This is a genomic window from Methanosphaera sp. BMS (assembly GCF_003268005.1).
Taxonomy (GTDB): domain Archaea; phylum Methanobacteriota; class Methanobacteria; order Methanobacteriales; family Methanobacteriaceae; genus Methanosphaera.
Genome location: NZ_CP014213.1, coordinates 1766880 through 1783576 on the forward strand (window position 1 = coordinate 1766880; position 16697 = coordinate 1783576).

A 16697-nucleotide genomic window follows, 5' to 3' on the forward strand; every position below is an offset into this window, starting at 1 on the left:
CCAATACCTTAACGTACAAGGTGAAAAGATATGTCAAATAAAATTTTAAAAAACAGTTTTATCCTAATAATAGGCAATTTGTTATTCCGTGTAGGCGGATATATAAACCGTTTATTGGTAAGTAGGATGTTGGGACCTGAAGGATACGGATTATACGGATTAACATTGCCCTTCCAGGGAATATTCCAGATATTGTCTGCAGGAGGCCTTCCACCGGCAATATCCAAGTATGTTGCCGAATACAATGCCAAGGATGAAAAGCAGTTAACCAGACAGGTTATCGTTACCGCTACGAAATTCATGATAATGATGGCCATACTCCTTAGTATTGTCCTGTTATTTTCATCAGATTTCATAGCAAATGTCATATTTCACAAACCAGCAGTCGTATGGCCACTGAGAGCTGTTAGCCTTATAACACCATTTAGTGTAGTGGTTGGAGCCATGCGTGGGGCATTTCAGGGATTTTATAAAAACGAGTATACCGTGTACAATAGACTAGCCGAACAGATATCTACAATAGTATTTGCATGCTTATTTATATCCGTAGGTTTATATGCCATGGGTGCCGTTTTAGGTACTGCATTTGGTTTTGTTGTATCGGCCATTACGGCAGTGTTTTTATATAAAAGATATATCAGTCCCCTGCTTGCAGATGCAACCCCTCTTAAAATATCATTCAGGGATGAGGTGAAATTATTATGGACTCTCATTAAATTTGCTGTTCCCGTAGCCGTTACTGCACTATCAGAAATGGCAATATATGATATTGGAACCTTCGTTATAGGTGCGTTGATGCTGTCTACAGATGTGGGTTTTTACAATGCGGCCGACCCCATATCAAGGATACCTCTTGTAATATCATTGTCAATATCAACCGTACTGCTTCCTGCAGCCAGTGAGGCATATGCTCTAAAGGACAATGCACTTCTGCAGGAGTATGTTGTTGACTGTTTAAGATACAGCATATTGACGGTTCTTCCATTATGTGTACTTATCAGCATATTCAGTCTACCTATAATGATTATATTATTCGGAAGCACTTATGCCCCTAGTTCAGGAGTTTTAAGTATTCTTGTTATTGGAATGAGCTTCTATACGATATATATGATTTGCAGCAGCATACTGCAGGGAATTGACAATCCAAGAATACCAATGTACATACTCTTGGTCGGTACGGTAATTAACCTCATCAACAATTACTACTTTGTAAAGGTTTATGGTATACTGGGAGCGGGTATTGGTACGACCATTACTACCGCGATACTTATGATTATAATATTATTCATAGTTGTTAAAAAAACGGACATACACATTCCATGGAAAAATATATTACGTATAATTCTCGCCAATATCATACTGGCATTGGTATGCATATTGATTCCTAAAAGCATTATCGGATGTATCTTAGGATTTGTTATAGGTGCAGTGGTATATTTAATATTAATCCTTGAATTGAAGATTATGACCAAAAGGGACCTTAACTTCTTCATGAGCTTCCTGAATAAAATACCGTTCATGAATAGATATAATGAAAAAATAGTTAAATATATAGAAAATAAAAATTTAATATATAAAATAGAATAAAATAATTGTGCAGGATTGTTATCTTATGAATGATGATAGAAAAATAACATTAACCAGAAAAACTAATGAAACGGACATTAACATAACCCTAAATATAGACGGTAATGGAAACAGCAATATAGACACGGGACTTAAGTTTTTAGACCATATGCTTAGCTCTTTTGCAAAGCATGGTTTTTTTGACTTGGAGGTTACATGCAAGGGCGATATTGAAGTTGATGATCATCATAGCGTTGAGGATATTGGAATACTTCTTGGAGAATGCTTTAAAGAAGCTCTTGGTGATAAGGTAGGTATTGAACGTATGGGTTACGGTGTTGTTCCGATGGATGAGGCCATAAGCCATGTTGCAGTAGACATAAGCGGTCGAAGCTATACGGTTTTTGATGCCGACTTTGAATACCAACTAATAGGAGATGTTAATTCTCAGAACATCAAACACTTCTTTGAATCCTTTGCAAACTCATGTAGGATAAACATTCATATAACTGCCAAGGGAGAAAATGACCATCATATTTGTGAAGCCATATTTAAAGCATTTGCCCGTGCATTAAATGATGCGACAAAGATAACACATGACCAATTATTAAGCACGAAAGGAAAATTATAATAGCATTGATGCTATTGTTTTTTAACTATTTTTTTAGATTTAATTAAAAGTCACATCCCCCATTTAAAAAAAAAGAAGATTAAAGTAAAAAAGAGGTAATTGGTAATTTAATCCTCATGATAGTCAAAAGTCTCTTCAGTTTCATAGTTATGCAGCAATTTGCTCTTGAATACAATTGAACCATCACGTTTATGGGGTGTTCTGGTAACAGTATCATTGCTTTTTTCAAGTTCCCTTGCCTCTTCTGCCAATATTGAAGCGGCCTTCATCATTTCATGAGCAGCTACAACCAATGGAATATATTCTTCAGGATCATTAACCCTGAAACAAGCGGTTACATCCATTTCAGAAACCTGTGTTGCTATTTGATATGCAGCCATGGCCTTGGCCTCGGCATAAGGATTGTTAAATCTTGCATAGCTGACTGCCTTTTGAGCCGTGACTATTATCTCTGGAAATTCTATAGGAGCATCATCCTTAACCGAATACAATACCTTATCGATTTCCTCGTGTATCAATCGGATGACACCAGTTATTGACAATACATTCAATACGTATGAATTGAACAATGCCATTTCGGTTGAATCCAAAAATTCCCTTCTTGCACCTATCATAGCATCTGCACGAATCAGGATATAACCAAGATGATGTTCCTTCATAAATGGAATTGCCCTTTCACCCGGCTTATCCCCTATAATTACGAGGGGAAGATTAAGTTTTGTAATCTCTTCAATTGCATGTTTAATTTGTCTTGCCCCAGGATTAGGACTTATAAATACCAATAAATCGACGTCAATATTTTTAACCCTGCGAATTATATCATTTACCTCATTTTGTCCCATTTTAGAACCAGTACTGATAGTTCTTATATGAAAATCATCCCTGTCAGCCCTTTCATCCAATATCAAATCTATGATTGTTGATATACCTATATTACCTACCTTTACTACACCTACTTTAATCATCTAATCACCAATATACATTATTTATCATTCAACAGTCAAAGAATCGGCACACTAGCCAATTTGTCTTGCAATTCAATCGTTACTCCTAAAAATGTCCCGTCAATCCACCATAATAACCCGTTAATCATTTTCATATGCCTTTCGTGTGAAGTTATATGCGAAGTCCGGCAAACACGCCGTGTGTGTATGAATATAACTTGCCACAGTATTTTTATACAGCAATCCATCATGTGTACCGTTTATTCCCACACCCCTTTGCATTTGGAATGCGAAGTCATTTACGTTCTTGCCGGTATAGTCTACCTTGGAGTAATGAAATTCATGTCCGTGATAGGTTGATCCGACTTTTTGAATAGGATTGTCCCGCACCACCTTAGCTATGGTATAACTTAATCCCTGAACTTTCTTTGTTAATGTGGATTCATATGGATATACTCCCACCATCTGCCTGTTGTCAATCGATTTTGTTAAATACATCAAACCTCCGCATTCAGCATATATTGGATTGTTATTATCTGAAAATTCCTTTATGGATTTTAACATGCCTTTATTATCACTTAACTGTTTATTGTATATTTCAGGATATCCTCCACCGATATATAATGCATCGACATCTGGAAGTTCTTCATCATGTATTGGACTGAAATAGATTATTTCTGCATTGTTATGCTCCAGTGCCTCCAAGTTTTCATGATAGTAAAAATTGAATGCCTCATCAAATGGTACTGCTATTTTTGTCTTTTGTCTTGTTCTTTCTGTAGCCCATATGTTTTCATAATCATCCGGTATATCCTCAGAGTTGTCCATTATCTCAATCAACATGTCCAAATCCAGATTATCCTTAACAAGTTGTCCCCACTTTTCTATTAATCCCTTGATTCTTTCCTCTTCAACTGCAGGTATTAATCCCAAGTGTCTTTGTTCCATTGTTATGGAAGGGTCCCTTATGATTCCACCAATCACCGTGGTATTTGATAATTTTTCCACGGATTCCTTGGTTTTAAGATAATGCCTTTGACTTTTGACGTTGTTTAATATTACACCCTGTATGTTTATTTTAGAATCCAATGCTTTAAAGCCCAGAGTCATTGCAGCAGCACTTCTAACCAAACTTTTACTATTAATTATCAATACAACAGGTGCATTTAATGCTTTTGCTATAGATGCCGAACTTCCAACATCCGTAATTGGACTTATACCTTCATATAATCCCCTTACACCTTCAATTATAGCGTAATCCGCTTTTGATGTTTGCATAGCATTCCTGAATGAACATCGAATCTGTCCATCAGACATGAAAAAGGAATCCAAATTACGGGAAGCTATACCCGTTGCACAATTATGATAGGACGGATCTATATAGTCCGGCCCAACCTTAAATGATTGAATTTTATGTTCATCAGATAATGCCTTCATGATACCTGTAGAAATAGTTGTTTTACCTACACCACTGCCTGTTCCTGATAATAATATTCTCTTCATGGAAATAACCCGTTGATTCTAAAAATTAGAAATTAATTATATATGTTAATATATTTTAATATCATAGAATATAGATTTACCTATAAATTTCTACAATACCAATAATAAAATAACATCACATATAAAGATAATAGTATAAGTTAAATTGGAGGAATAAATCATATGCTTAATGAAAGAATAGTTGCTCTTTCACATCAATTAAGAGAGTCGGGAGTAAATGTCAGTATTAGAAGTACTCAGACGGCATATCAGGTATGGGATTTATTTAAAAACGAAACTGAAATCTCAAAGATGAAAACCGCCCTGAAGAGTGTATATGTCAAAGAGCCATATGATGAAAAAAGGTTTGATGAAATATTTGATGAAATATTCCAAATCGAAAGCAAAAATCCTCTCAGATCCATAAGAGAAGACCCTGCAGTGCAACCTGAAGATATTATGGGACTGCCAGATACGCAACAATCAGAATCTGCAATAGAATCAATGATGCCTCCCGAATTTGACTTGAATGAATTAACAGAAATTAAAGTACATGAAAAAGATTTATTGAAGACCGACATCAGCAATATTAATACATTTGATGAACGTATACTTGACTTATGCCGTAAATTAAGTGAAAAAATAAGAACAAGAAGAAGTATTCGTAGAAAAAGAATGCACTCCAACAACATTGACATGCCGAGAACCATCCGAAAAAACCTTAAAAATGGTGGGAAACTAATCAAGCTGGAACATGCAAAGCCACATATCCATAAGAACAAACACATATTCTTAAGTGATGTGAGCGGATCATGCGACTGGATAAATAACTGGTTTTTCACAATATTATATGGATGTCAAAAATCATTTGACAAGATTAACTGTTACGAATTTGACAATTCAATCCTAGAAACAACTGATGCCTTAAAGCTGGAGTCATACTATGAATCCTATCAGGATATCTATTCAAGAAGGATGAAAAAGGGAATGATTCATGGCAAATCAGATATGGCAAATTCATTTAAAGAATTTATAGATGAAGCTAACCTAAACCATAGAAGTATTGTGATAATATTAAGCGATTGTCGTGACTGGAATGGAAAACGAGAAAATGGTGAATTAGAAAGTGCAAAGCTATTGAAAGAGATTGTAAAGCAAAGCAACAGGGTAATGATATTCAACCCAGAACCTAAAATAAAATGGGACACACCCACAAGTTGCGTTAAAGACTATATTGAAGCCGGAGCACAAATGTATGAAATTAAAAACTTAGAAAACCTTGCAACATTAATAACAAACCTATAGGTGAATGAAATGAAATATTTTGTAAGATATGGAGAAATAGGTACTAAAAGCCCTAAAATAAGACGTAAATTTGAAAACAATCTAATTAAAAACATCCAATCAGAATTAGATTGTACCTTTGACAACAATCAAGGAAGATTAACATTAATAACTGATGAAGAAGACTGTAAGGTCAATGATATTTTATCCCGAACATTCGGTATAGTATCATATAGCCCCATACTTGAGACCAATACAAATAAAGATGATATAACCAGCCTTATAGAGAATACTATGAGAAAAATTATTAAGGAGGACAAGTTCAATCCCGAAAAGGATACTTTTGCCGTTAGATGCAGACGGGTTGGAAATCATAACTATACAAGTCAGGAAATAGCCGCCTACTGTGGAGGTGTAGTGATAAAAGTATGTGATGCTACTGTTAACCTATCACAACCGGATTTCACATTATATGTGGAGGTACGTGATGACAAAACATATATATATCATGAAAAAATCAGGGGATTGGGTGGTTTACCTGTAGGTAGCCAGGGAAAGGTTGTCTGTCTAATCTCTTCAGGTATTGATTCCCCGGTAGCAGCATATCAAATGTTAAAACGTGGCTGTCAGGTAATATTACTTCACTGTGATAATCATCCATACAGTGAGGGTTCTGTTGATAAGGTTCTTAAGAATGCGGATAATCTCAGAAGATACTCCATTGGAAATCCGATAAAGGTGTATTCGATTAAATTTGGAAAATATCTTGAAAAAGTGTTGAATGAAGCTCCACCACGTATGACATGTGTACTCTGCAAGAGTGGAATGTATCAGTCGGCTGCACTTTTGGCCAAAAAGGAACATGCAAATGCAATAGTTGATGGTAGCAGCATAGGACAGGTTGCATCCCAGACATTAACCAACCTTGAAGCTACACGCTATCATTGTAGAATGCCGATATTCAGTCCATTAATATCCCTGGATAAACTTGAGATAGAGGAAATTGCTAAAAGAATCAACACGTATGAAACATCAATCATACCTGATGGCGGATGTAAAGCAGTACCTAAGCATCCTGAAACACATGCAGACTTGAAATTGGTTAAAGATATCGTAGAGGACATTAATCAGATGGAATGTCTGGAAAAAATCAGCGAATCTATAGTCAGATTAGATTCATAATTTACTTTTTTTATTGAAAATTTTTTTATTAGAAAATATTTGGAAGGATGGTCAATAAAGCACTATTAAAAAAAAAGGCAATCAGTACTCACGAGTAAAAAAAAAAGATTTAAAAAAAAGAGAAAATAGCTATAACCTATCTGCCAGATATTGGCCTAATCTTCTGGATAATGCCAGTATTGTATATATTGGAGGTAATCCCGGAGCTTCCGGCAGAACCGATCCATCGGCAACATAAAGGTTATCGAATTCTGTTTTCAGGTTTTTGTCCACAATATCGCCAATTCTGGCTGATGATATCAAGTGTGCACCCCTAACGTGTGTGGAGGATATGCTTTCAATATCGGCTCCCGCGGTTACGAGAATGTTACCTGCTATTGCAGCCCCCCTTGCAAGGTATGCTGCATCTTCAAAGTCTATTGTCTTTTCTACCTGATTTAGATAGACGTGTCCATTGACTTTATCCGGTATTTTAATCATCAGACTTATTATGTCATCAACCGTAGCATCTGGGTGTGTCTCCTGTATTTTTGCCAATAAAAATTGACTGGTATGTGGAGATATAACTATATGAGGCAATTTGATGAACTTATTCATTTGTATTTCATTGTCCTGTCCGGCATCCTTCAGGTATCCTCCAACTGTTATGAAGGGATCTACTGCAAATGTTTCACCCGCCTTAATGCCTGCTGTTCGTAATAGTTTAGGTGTCATCATACCACCCGCCGCCAATATTACGATATCGGCAAAGTATTGGGTAGCCTTGTCTGTTTTAATTCCCTTGACTTTGTTGTCTTCAACTATTAAAGCTGTTGCAGCTTCCTGTGTAATGAGCTTTACGCCATTTTCCTGTGCTACTTCCAAATCAGATAAGCTGCTCCATTTTGCTCCATGAGGACAGCCCCATGCACATTTACCACATTGTTTACACTTTGACGGGTCAATTGCCTTAGGCATGTCCTGCATATCCAATCCCAATTTAGTTGATGCTTCCTTTAATAATTTGGTTATTTTTCCCTCATGTGTTTTAGGCATTGTTTGTATGTGTAACTCTTCTTTTAATTGTTCGAGCTGACCGGTTATGTCAATGTCATATTCCTTTAGTTCATCAACCAATGATGGAACAAGATTACCTGCAATGACTAACGATGAACCGCCTACAACATCTGTCTTTATCAGTTCCATTTCATTTTTGTCCCATACATCATAATACTTGTATGCTTCTGATGCATCAGACAAGACTCCTTTTTCTACGATTGTGATGTCGACATTTGGATTTTTTGATAACTCTCTTGCTACGCTTAATCCTCCTGTTCCAGCACCTACAATTAATACATCAGTCTTCATCCCATTCTTCCTCTTCTTTTTGTTTTTCTTTTCTCATCTTAGCCTTATGAATCGGAGTATAGTTCAATAATTCCCCTTTATCATCCACTTCTACATAATCACGCGTTTGATTCTCTTCATCCGTGAATACGACCTGATATGTATTATCTTCAGGTTCTTTTGTATCCGTACTTCTTTCATGGACATATTTTGCAATGTTGGATCCGATTATGGCAGTGACTCCACAGACTATTATTGCTACACACATAGGAATTAATGCTCCCAGCAACAAGTCCATTATCATGGTAGTGGTGCTTGTCTGTACGGGGATGGTATATGTGGGCATGTAATCTTTCAGGATTAATCCTGTTGGATAGCTTAATATGTAACCAATTAATGCATAGAGTACTCCCGTAATTATTGCTTCACGTTTTCTTCTGTTGATGTATGAGACAATCAATCCTATTAGCACTAAAATTAACAGATAACCAAATCCACTCCTTGATAATATTAATGCCAGTATTACAAAGATTATTATTGAAAATTTCTTTAAAAAATCAATTAAAGACATATCTGAACTTCCTTAATATCTAATATAAATTGATATAAACTTTTATTCTATATATATTATTAATAAAGAATTATTTAAATACTTTTGTAACTAATAGTTTAATGTATTCTTAACTCCGATGAAAAATATTTGTTTTTTGTGACAAAAAATTTTAGTAATTAACAACAATATAATAACTAGGAGGATTGTGTAAAATTAAATTTAAGACGCTGGAAAATCCAAGTTCCAAGGAGAGTTATGAACTCATAAGGGAAGGCTTGGACAAAAAATCAATGATTATATTGCTTGTTAAATGTCATGTTGAATATAATGGACGTGCCAGGAGTAAACTTGATGTTGGAGACCGATTGGTTGTTATTAAAAAAGACGGAACCTTTATAATTCATCAGGAATTAAATTTAGATCCGGTTAATTGGCAGGCCGCGGGGTGTAAAAACAAAGTCAAACTGGAAGATGACATGGTAATATTAACAAGTAAAAAAACAAAGCCTACCGAGGAAATAATAGTCTACATAGATGAAACATATAGCGTTACATACTATAATTGTGTTGATACTAAAAACCTTGAAATAAGGGGTTATGAAAAACATATGGTTGATTTGGCCTGGGAAAAACCGGAACTTATTGAAAAGGGTTTCAGACCGACAAGACGTGAATATCAGACAGAGAATGGATTTATAGATTTGATGGGTAAGGATAGTGAAGGTCATCTGGTAATCCTTGAATTTAAAAGTAGAAAGGCCGGTACTAATGCTGTTAAACAGTTAAAGGGATATATTGATTGTTTTTTAGATAATAAGGAGTTTGTAAGGGGAGTTATTGTAGCACCAAGTATTACTGATAATGCACTTGAAGAGCTTGAGAAATTAGAAATGGAATTTATTGAGATGAATCCGCCATTGGATTTATTAAAACAAAAAGCATCCACATTAGATTCATTCTTCTAACAAAAAATTACATTAAAAATTCATAATCTTCCCCATTTATCGCTATCAATATTGCATCAACAATACATGCGGTGTTCCATCCCACCACTTTTGTTGCCACTTCCTGCAAGTCAAGAGGTATTTCTTCAGCACCATATGGCCGGATTATTATTATGGCCTTATCAAATGTCTGGGCATAATTGATATGCTCACTTATCTTATCCTTATTGCTATCCCATAGACCTGAAAGTACTATCAATGCGTCACAGTCGGCTATCTTCTCTGAAAAATTATCGCCGGTATCTGTTATATCCACCCATTTAAATGCTTCCGTTGCAGTGGACAGTCTTTCCATAAATGTATTGTAATCCTGGCTATCTACAGGATATGAAACAAATAGTTTCCATGTTTTGTTTTCTTCGGGAAATAAATCCAACATTTTATCACCTATATCAATGCACGTCTTTCTATTTCTATTTCTTCTGTCGTATCATAATCGTATACTGTAAAGCAATCGTTTGGACATATGCTTGCAGGAGTTTCTATCTCATATAATGTTTTTACTACACCTTCAACACTTTCATCATCCATGAATGCTCCCTGCATTGCAATAACGTTATCATCGTCCAAGTATAATAATTGACTTGTCTTTGTACATGCCCCACATCCTTTACAGTTTGTTCTATCAATTTCTACTTCATACATTATAACACCTATATATAGTTATATACTTTGAACATAAATAAATAATTATACAATAAATATTGAAGGGATATTCATGAAAGAATTTAAAATTGCAAGTTGTCAGATGGATGTTGTCGATGACAAAAATAGAAATATCCATCATGCCATCGAATTAATAAAGAGAGCCTCCAGTAACAATGCAGATATCATAACTCTACCCGAAATGTTTAACACTCCTTATGATAATAACAAATTCATCGAGAATGCCGAAGATGAAGAGGCCAGCCCTACATTGGATGCCATGTGCCAAGTGGCCGGCAAAGAGGAGATATATCTGCAATGTGGTTCAATTGCAGAAGTTGACGATGACAAGATATACAATACGGCTTATCTAATCAGTCCTGATGGTGAGATAATAGCAAAACATAGAAAGATGCACCTGTTTGATATTGACTGCGATACGATGAAGTTTACTGAATCGGATACCCTGTCTGCGGGGGATAATATTACAACCGTAAAGACCCATCTCGGTAGAATATCCCTGGCAATATGTTATGATGTTCGATTCAATCAGATGTGGACATTGATGAATGAGAACGAGACGGACATAGTACTGCTTCCAGGAGCATTCAATAAGACAACCGGCCCCCTTCACTGGGAAACACTTTTAAGGGCACGTGCAATCGACAATCAGTTCTTTGTTGTTGCTACAAGTCCCAGTCAACTTGATAATCCGTATTATGTTGCATGGGGTCATTCAATGATTGTTGATCCATGGGGAAATATACTGGCAAATGCCAAAAGTAGTGAGGAAATAATTTATTCTGATTTAAATCCGGATTTGATAACATCGGTACGAGAGCAGATTCCAATATTGAAAAATAAGAGAGATGACATTTATCAGACAAAATATGTTAAAAAATAACTCAGTGCTAAAAAAAGGAGGGTGATTTACCAGTTTATTCAATAAAAAAATTAAAAAGAAAATATCGATAATTAAATATCCTTATCGTTTTAAATAGTATGTTAAACAGTTATTTTTTAGCTTTTTTCTTTTTAGGTTTAGGATCTATTTTTTTAAGTGCCTTATTTGCTACTTTTTTGAATTCCTTATCCCCTGTTGCTGCTCGTCTTGCTTTTTTGATTGGGTCTATTGCTTTTTTATCTTTGATATCCCCTAACGCTTTTGTAGCTGATGTTCTAACTCCCCAATCCTCATCAGTCAATAATTCGATTAACGGATCCACAGCATCGGCAACTTCCATTTCACCCAATGCTTTGGCTGAAAATTTCCTTATAGCAAAGTCATCTGATTTTAATGCATCGATTAACTCTGTTGCAACGGTATCGTCCCCAATATCCTTTAATGATAATATTACGTATTTTTGTATTTGAGGGTTGTCAGTGTTTAATGCGGCTATTAATGGTTTAATAGAATCAGCACCTATATTGGCTAATGATTTGGCTGCTTGAAACCTGACATGAGGATTTTCATCAGAAAATGTTTCTATCAATAAATCTATCGCTTCATCAGGGTATTGTTCTAATTCAATACACGTTTGTTTTCTAACTTCATAATCGTCATCATTCAAATTTTCTTTTAATGTATCAAAATCGCTCATATAACTAACTCCAATTAATTATTTTCTTAGGCATTAATTATATATTTTAAGGAAATACTATTTAATTGTTTTTTAAATATTTATCCTTAATTTAAGAAGATGGCCTAGCTCCCAATATAATCAGTAGGATTTTTTGAACATGGGATGATAAATAATGATAAAATATATATTCTTAGAAATGAATATATACTATTAACAAAAATAGAATTTTTGTTTATATAGATAAAAAGAAAAACAAGGTAATATTATTAACTGTCGGTTGAGAATATTACTTAATGAAATGCAAATTAGATAACTAATTATTTGAAAAGGATATACTTATGCGACAAATATCCTTTTTCAATACCCTATTTTTAATGATAATAACAAACTTTATAATAATCCAATACATAATTAATAATATACATAGCTTAATGTATTAATCATAAATATGAGGAGAGTAGTTTAATGAATGATGATAAATATAAAATAGAAAGGAATGTCCTAAAACAATATTCTCCTTATACTAACTGTTATTATGATGAAAAAGGTGTTAAACATGTTTGTATAAACGTTCCAGCCAAATTTAAATTCCATATGATGGAATATGAATTATTACCCGGAATTATAGCATATTTCAACATGTGTGACTTCATACAACGATATACAAATAAAGATCCAGTTTTTAAATTAAAAAATACTGAAGAGTTATCTGTATTTAATTACATGGTCAGTGGACAAGCACAAATAGGTGTAGATGAGAATAAATATATCCCAATAAAAGAAAATGACATATTTATTCATACAAAACCAACAGAAAATTCATTATACAGTTTTTATGGAAAAACAAGCTTTATACATATAGTAATCATAGAAAGCGAGATTTACAAGCATAAAGAAACATACACTATAGAATATTACAAATTAATAAACAAACTATTCTTGTTAAGTAAAAAAGAAGAAAATATCATATTTAAATCAGAAAATCATATTAAAGAAATCCTTGAAGACTTGAAAAAACATACTTTCAAAGATGAGATTTCACAAAAAGTCTACTACCAGATAAAGATTATTGAGATAATTACTTATTTATATGAATTGAATATCGGTGAGATTAAAAACGACTATAAAACATATACCGACGCACAGATACGTGTTGTTAGAAAGATTAAAAATCACCTGTCAAGGGATATTGCCAGTTATATCTCATTGGAAGTGTTGTCCAACAGTTATGGTATCAATCTAACAACCCTGAAGAATTGTTTTAGAGACATGTACGGTAAACCGTTGTACACATGGTATAGGGAATATAAATTTTTAAGGGCCAAAGAGTTAATTAAAAATACTGATTATCCCATATCCAAAATAGCCAATATGATAGGATACAAAAGTAGCAGTAAATTTACAAAAGCTTTTAAAAAGGAAATGGGAGTTTTACCTTCCAGTTATCGTAAAAAAAAGAAATAACCACCCTTTAACTATTTTTTAAAGATTTAACTAATATTCTAACAATAATCAAATATTTAACTGATAAAAATAGAATATGTACAACAAATCATGTAAAATTATATAAATGTTTAATAAAAAATATTTTTTTTAAAATAAATACAAAAGACTTAAAGTAAAGTTTAAATAGTAATTGAAATATTTACAATAAGATAATAAAGGAGTTTAAACAAAAATAGTATCATTAAAAATAATAAAATTAGAAAAATAAAAATAGGAGATAACATGAATTATTTATTAGCAATAATAATACTTATTTACATTGCAATGATGGTTCTGGTAGGATATATCGCCTGGAAACGTACCACAAGCAACGAAGATTACTTGGTTGCCGGTCGTGAAACAAATCCATACATTATGGCATTAAGTTACGGTGCAACATTCATAAGTACCGCGGCTATTGTAGGATTTGGCGGACTTGCAGGTACAAATGGTATGGGTATCCTATGGCTGGTATTCTTAAATATTGCAGTTGGAATATTCCTAGCATTCATATTCTTTGGAAAACCAACAAGGGCAATAGGAAAATACCTGAATGCAATGACATTCCCGGAATTCTTATCAAAAAGATTTAACAGTAAATTCATACAATACTTTAGTGGATTGTTAGTCTTTTGTGCAATGCCAGTATATGCAGCTAGTGTATTGATAGGAGCTGCAAGATTTTTAGAAACAACGTTAAGCGTGGAATTCCAGTTAGCAATCATAATACTCGCAGTAATTATAGGATTCTACGTAATATTTGGTGGTTTAAAAGGTGTAATGTATACTGATGCAGTTCAAGGAATAATAATGTTCTTTGGAATGCTTGTACTGCTTATAAGTATATACTGGATGTTAGGCGGAGTGACAAATGCACACACGGCATTAAGCAATATGGCACCGCTATTTCCGGCAAGTGCCAAAGCCACAGGAGCAACGGGTTGGACGACATTTCCTAAAGTCGGAAGCGTATTCTGGTGGAACCTTGTAACGTCAATTATTCTCGGTGTAGGGGTAGGAGCTATAGCCCAACCTCAACTGGCAGTCAGATTCATGACAGTAAGCAGTAACAGAGAATTAAATAGAGCAGTGCTTGTTGGTGGAGTATTCATATTTGTAGCAACATTCTCCGCATACGTGGTAGGTTCCCTTTCCAATGTATACTTCTATCAGACGACAGGTCAAATTGCCATTCAAGCAGCCGGAGGAAATGTGGATAAAATCATACCGACATTTATCTCATCATCCATGCCACAATGGTTTACATACATATTCACATTAACGCTACTATGTGCAGCGATGAGTACTCTCAGTACCCAATTCCATGCACAGGGATCTGCTATGGGACATGATGTATTCTCTGCAACAAGAAAAGATGAAAGAGGAAGTCTACGTTTAAACCGTATCGGTATCCTTGTTGGAATCATAATTGCAGTGATATTGGCATTTATACTACCGGCAGGGGTAGTTGCTCAAGGAACTACAATCTTCTTCGGTATATGTGCAGCAGCATTTTTACCAGTATATGTATGTGCATTGTTCTGGAAGCGTACAACCAAACAGGGTGCAATTGCAGGTATTGTAGGTGGAACAATAATCAGCCTATTCTGTCTGCTATTTACCCATCAAAAGGAAGCGGCAGGTATTGGTTTATGTAAGATGTTGACCGGTCAGGCCGTGCTGTTTACATCAATGCCATGGCCATATGTTGATCCGATGGTAATAGCACTTCCACTGTCATTTATAATCACCATAGTGGTTACACTTCTTACACATAACACTAAAGAAGAGGAAGAAGAGATTGATGCTATGTTTAAGGCTAAGGATGGTGAATCAGCATGATTGAAGTATTAGGTTTATCTGATCCATGGATTATCGGTGGTTACCTTGGCTGCATAATCATTACATTAATATGTATAGCTTATGGTGCATTAAATTGGAATAACGAATAATACATCTCCTCCCCTAAATTTTCTTTTTTTATAATTAAAAATATTATTTAATCAAAATTACCAAAAATAATTAAGATTTTATATAGTAAATTAAACAAATATAACAGTAAAGCTAATATATGAGGATAATAATGAAATATGCAATTATAGATATTGGTTCAAGCATAATAAAATATAAAATATATGAATACAAGGATAAAATAATAGAACCAATAATAAAAAATGATGAAAGGGTAGGTTTAATATCATATCGCCAAGACAATAAGTTAACCCGGGAAGGTATAGACTTACTGCTATCAACCTTAAGACAATTTAAGGAATATTCATCAAAACTGGATATAGACAAATCATACTACTTTGCAACCGCAAGCCTAAGAAACATAGAAAATACCCCGGAAGTATTGAATATCGTCAAAAACGAACTGGACATAGACATCCAAATACTAACCGGACATGAAGAAGCAAATTATAGCTTCAATTCACTTAACATGGTCAAAGTACCATGTGATGATGGAATCTTGCTTGATATTGGTGGAGGAAGTAGTGAAATAACACTATTTAAAAATAAGGAAGTGGAAGTGCAGGAAAGCATTCCAACAGGAGTACTTAAAATATACTACGAACATGTTTCATTATTATATCCCAACAAAGAAGAACAAAAAATAATCATAAATGACATAACAGAGAAGATTAAAGCGTTCAATATTGAAAGTTATGAAAAGGAATACATATATGGTATAGGAAAAACATTTTCAACGATAAAAAAACTGATAGAACACATGAAAATTAAAACCGACACGACAAATACCATCGACATCGAACTAATAGACATACTGCTGGAAAAACTGTCTAACAATACAAAAGAATGCTTCAGCCCTCTGTTGAAGGTGGACTCAGAGAGAATACACACTATACTTCCAAGTCTTCTTATTGTAAAGGCACTTGCATTAAAATTCAATGTTAAAAAAGTATATGTGTGCAATGTAACACTACAGGATGGGATAATTTACAATATTATAAATAAATAAAAAATCATATATATTAATATTCAAAAAAAATA

17 protein-coding genes are annotated in these 16697 nt (G+C 34.2%); 10 read left to right on the forward strand and 7 right to left on the reverse strand.

Going from position 1 to position 16697, the window contains the following annotated elements; translation table 11 throughout:
* Positions 1–30 precede the first annotated feature (30 nt).
* Together AW729_RS06350 and hisB are read left to right on the forward strand one after the other, a co-directional pair.
* Positions 31–1587: a flippase gene (locus AW729_RS06350; protein ID WP_112124320.1), complete on the forward strand. Its 1557-nt coding sequence runs from the start codon at positions 31–33 to the stop codon at positions 1585–1587.
* A 25-nt stretch (positions 1588–1612) separates the two neighbouring features.
* On the forward strand, positions 1613–2197 hold the full coding sequence (hisB, locus tag AW729_RS06355; RefSeq protein WP_112124321.1) for an imidazoleglycerol-phosphate dehydratase HisB: 585 nt from the start codon (positions 1613–1615) through the stop codon (positions 2195–2197).
* Between the two features lie 107 nt (positions 2198–2304).
* Here the strand turns inward: hisB and AW729_RS06360 are convergent, their stop codons facing one another.
* On the reverse strand, positions 2305–3162 hold the full coding sequence (locus tag AW729_RS06360; RefSeq protein WP_112124322.1) for a F420-dependent methylenetetrahydromethanopterin dehydrogenase: 858 nt from the start codon (positions 3160–3162) through the stop codon (positions 2305–2307).
* A gap of 120 nt (positions 3163–3282) precedes the next feature.
* Positions 3283–4644 carry a Ni-sirohydrochlorin a,c-diamide synthase gene (gene cfbB / locus AW729_RS06365; RefSeq protein ID WP_112124323.1) on the reverse strand — a complete coding sequence of 454 codons (1362 nt, stop codon included), beginning with the start codon at positions 4642–4644 and terminating at the stop codon, positions 3283–3285.
* Positions 4645–4806: 162 nt separating this feature from the next.
* Here cfbB and AW729_RS06370 point away from each other — a divergent pair, with 162 nt between their 5' ends.
* Together AW729_RS06370 and thiI are read left to right on the forward strand one after the other, a co-directional pair.
* Complete coding sequence (locus AW729_RS06370) at positions 4807–5928, forward strand: VWA domain-containing protein (RefSeq protein WP_112124324.1); 1122 nt, start codon at positions 4807–4809, stop codon at positions 5926–5928.
* A 9-nt stretch (positions 5929–5937) separates the two neighbouring features.
* Positions 5938–7089, forward strand: a complete 1152-nt coding sequence (gene thiI, locus AW729_RS06375) for a tRNA uracil 4-sulfurtransferase ThiI (protein ID WP_112124325.1) — start codon at positions 5938–5940, stop codon at positions 7087–7089.
* 129 nt (positions 7090–7218) lie between these two features.
* On the opposite strand, the gene AW729_RS06380 is transcribed toward thiI, so the two are convergent.
* Together AW729_RS06380 and AW729_RS06385 are read right to left on the reverse strand one after the other, a co-directional pair.
* Positions 7219–8436 (reverse strand): GMC family oxidoreductase N-terminal domain-containing protein, encoded by a 1218-nt coding sequence (locus AW729_RS06380; protein WP_112124326.1) that lies wholly within the window; start codon positions 8434–8436, stop codon positions 7219–7221.
* Positions 8426–8986, reverse strand: a complete 561-nt coding sequence (locus AW729_RS06385) for a hypothetical protein (protein WP_112124327.1) — start codon at positions 8984–8986, stop codon at positions 8426–8428. Before AW729_RS06385 ends, AW729_RS06380 begins: the two co-directional genes overlap by 11 nt.
* Positions 8987–9171: 185 nt before the next feature.
* Here AW729_RS06385 and nucS point away from each other — a divergent pair, with 185 nt between their 5' ends.
* A complete protein-coding gene (gene nucS / locus AW729_RS06390) occupies positions 9172–9933 on the forward strand; it encodes an endonuclease NucS (protein ID WP_236951202.1) in 762 nt (253 codons plus the stop codon).
* Positions 9934–9940: 7 nt separating this feature from the next.
* Here nucS and AW729_RS06395 read toward each other — a convergent pair whose 3' ends face one another.
* Positions 9941–10351, reverse strand: coding sequence for a hypothetical protein (locus tag AW729_RS06395; protein WP_112124328.1), 411 nt, complete (start codon positions 10349–10351; stop codon positions 9941–9943).
* Between the two features lie 8 nt (positions 10352–10359).
* Positions 10360–10617, reverse strand: a complete 258-nt coding sequence (locus AW729_RS06400) for a ferredoxin (protein ID WP_112124329.1) — start codon at positions 10615–10617, stop codon at positions 10360–10362.
* Positions 10618–10690: 73 nt separating this feature from the next.
* Between AW729_RS06400 and AW729_RS06405 the strand changes: the two genes are divergently transcribed.
* Positions 10691–11521 carry a carbon-nitrogen hydrolase family protein gene (locus AW729_RS06405; RefSeq protein ID WP_112124330.1) on the forward strand — a complete coding sequence of 277 codons (831 nt, stop codon included), beginning with the start codon at positions 10691–10693 and terminating at the stop codon, positions 11519–11521.
* Positions 11522–11630: 109 nt separating this feature from the next.
* On the opposite strand, the gene AW729_RS06410 is transcribed toward AW729_RS06405, so the two are convergent.
* Complete coding sequence (locus AW729_RS06410) at positions 11631–12218, reverse strand: HEAT repeat domain-containing protein (protein WP_112124331.1); 588 nt, start codon at positions 12216–12218, stop codon at positions 11631–11633.
* 447 nt (positions 12219–12665) lie between these two features.
* Between AW729_RS06410 and AW729_RS06415 the strand changes: the two genes are divergently transcribed.
* The 4 genes from AW729_RS06415 to AW729_RS06425 all read left to right on the forward strand — a co-directional run bounded on the left by AW729_RS06415 (position 12666) and on the right by AW729_RS06425 (position 16665).
* Positions 12666–13664 (forward strand): AraC family transcriptional regulator, encoded by a 999-nt coding sequence (locus AW729_RS06415; protein ID WP_112124332.1) that lies wholly within the window; start codon positions 12666–12668, stop codon positions 13662–13664.
* A gap of 264 nt (positions 13665–13928) precedes the next feature.
* Positions 13929–15527, forward strand: coding sequence for a sodium:solute symporter (locus tag AW729_RS06420; RefSeq protein WP_112124333.1), 1599 nt, complete (start codon positions 13929–13931; stop codon positions 15525–15527).
* Positions 15524–15637: a symporter small accessory protein gene (locus AW729_RS11715; protein ID WP_335645344.1), complete on the forward strand. Its 114-nt coding sequence runs from the start codon at positions 15524–15526 to the stop codon at positions 15635–15637. The genes AW729_RS06420 and AW729_RS11715 overlap by 4 nt, the downstream gene beginning before the upstream one ends.
* Positions 15638–15768: 131 nt before the next feature.
* A complete protein-coding gene (locus AW729_RS06425) occupies positions 15769–16665 on the forward strand; it encodes an exopolyphosphatase (RefSeq protein WP_162685825.1) in 897 nt (298 codons plus the stop codon).
* The last annotated feature ends 32 nt before the right edge of the window (positions 16666–16697 follow it).

Coding starts and splice junctions, on each gene's coding strand:
- AW729_RS06350 (WP_112124320.1), top strand. CDS start 31: ATGTCAAATAAAATTTTAAAAAACAGTTTTATCCTAATAATAGGCAAT.
- hisB (WP_112124321.1), top strand. CDS start 1,613: ATGAATGATGATAGAAAAATAACATTAACCAGAAAAACTAATGAAACG.
- AW729_RS06360 (WP_112124322.1), bottom strand. CDS start 3,162: ATGATTAAAGTAGGTGTAGTAAAGGTAGGTAATATAGGTATATCAACA.
- cfbB (WP_112124323.1), bottom strand. CDS start 4,644: ATGAAGAGAATATTATTATCAGGAACAGGCAGTGGTGTAGGTAAAACA.
- AW729_RS06370 (WP_112124324.1), top strand. CDS start 4,807: ATGCTTAATGAAAGAATAGTTGCTCTTTCACATCAATTAAGAGAGTCG.
- thiI (WP_112124325.1), top strand. CDS start 5,938: ATGAAATATTTTGTAAGATATGGAGAAATAGGTACTAAAAGCCCTAAA.
- AW729_RS06380 (WP_112124326.1), bottom strand. CDS start 8,436: ATGAAGACTGATGTATTAATTGTAGGTGCTGGAACAGGAGGATTAAGC.
- AW729_RS06385 (WP_112124327.1), bottom strand. CDS start 8,986: ATGTCTTTAATTGATTTTTTAAAGAAATTTTCAATAATAATCTTTGTA.
- AW729_RS06395 (WP_112124328.1), bottom strand. CDS start 10,351: ATGTTGGATTTATTTCCCGAAGAAAACAAAACATGGAAACTATTTGTT.
- AW729_RS06400 (WP_112124329.1), bottom strand. CDS start 10,617: ATGTATGAAGTAGAAATTGATAGAACAAACTGTAAAGGATGTGGGGCA.
- AW729_RS06405 (WP_112124330.1), top strand. CDS start 10,691: ATGAAAGAATTTAAAATTGCAAGTTGTCAGATGGATGTTGTCGATGAC.
- AW729_RS06410 (WP_112124331.1), bottom strand. CDS start 12,218: ATGAGCGATTTTGATACATTAAAAGAAAATTTGAATGATGACGATTAT.
- AW729_RS06415 (WP_112124332.1), top strand. CDS start 12,666: ATGAATGATGATAAATATAAAATAGAAAGGAATGTCCTAAAACAATAT.
- AW729_RS06420 (WP_112124333.1), top strand. CDS start 13,929: ATGAATTATTTATTAGCAATAATAATACTTATTTACATTGCAATGATG.
- AW729_RS11715 (WP_335645344.1), top strand. CDS start 15,524: ATGATTGAAGTATTAGGTTTATCTGATCCATGGATTATCGGTGGTTAC.
- AW729_RS06425 (WP_162685825.1), top strand. CDS start 15,769: ATGAAATATGCAATTATAGATATTGGTTCAAGCATAATAAAATATAAA.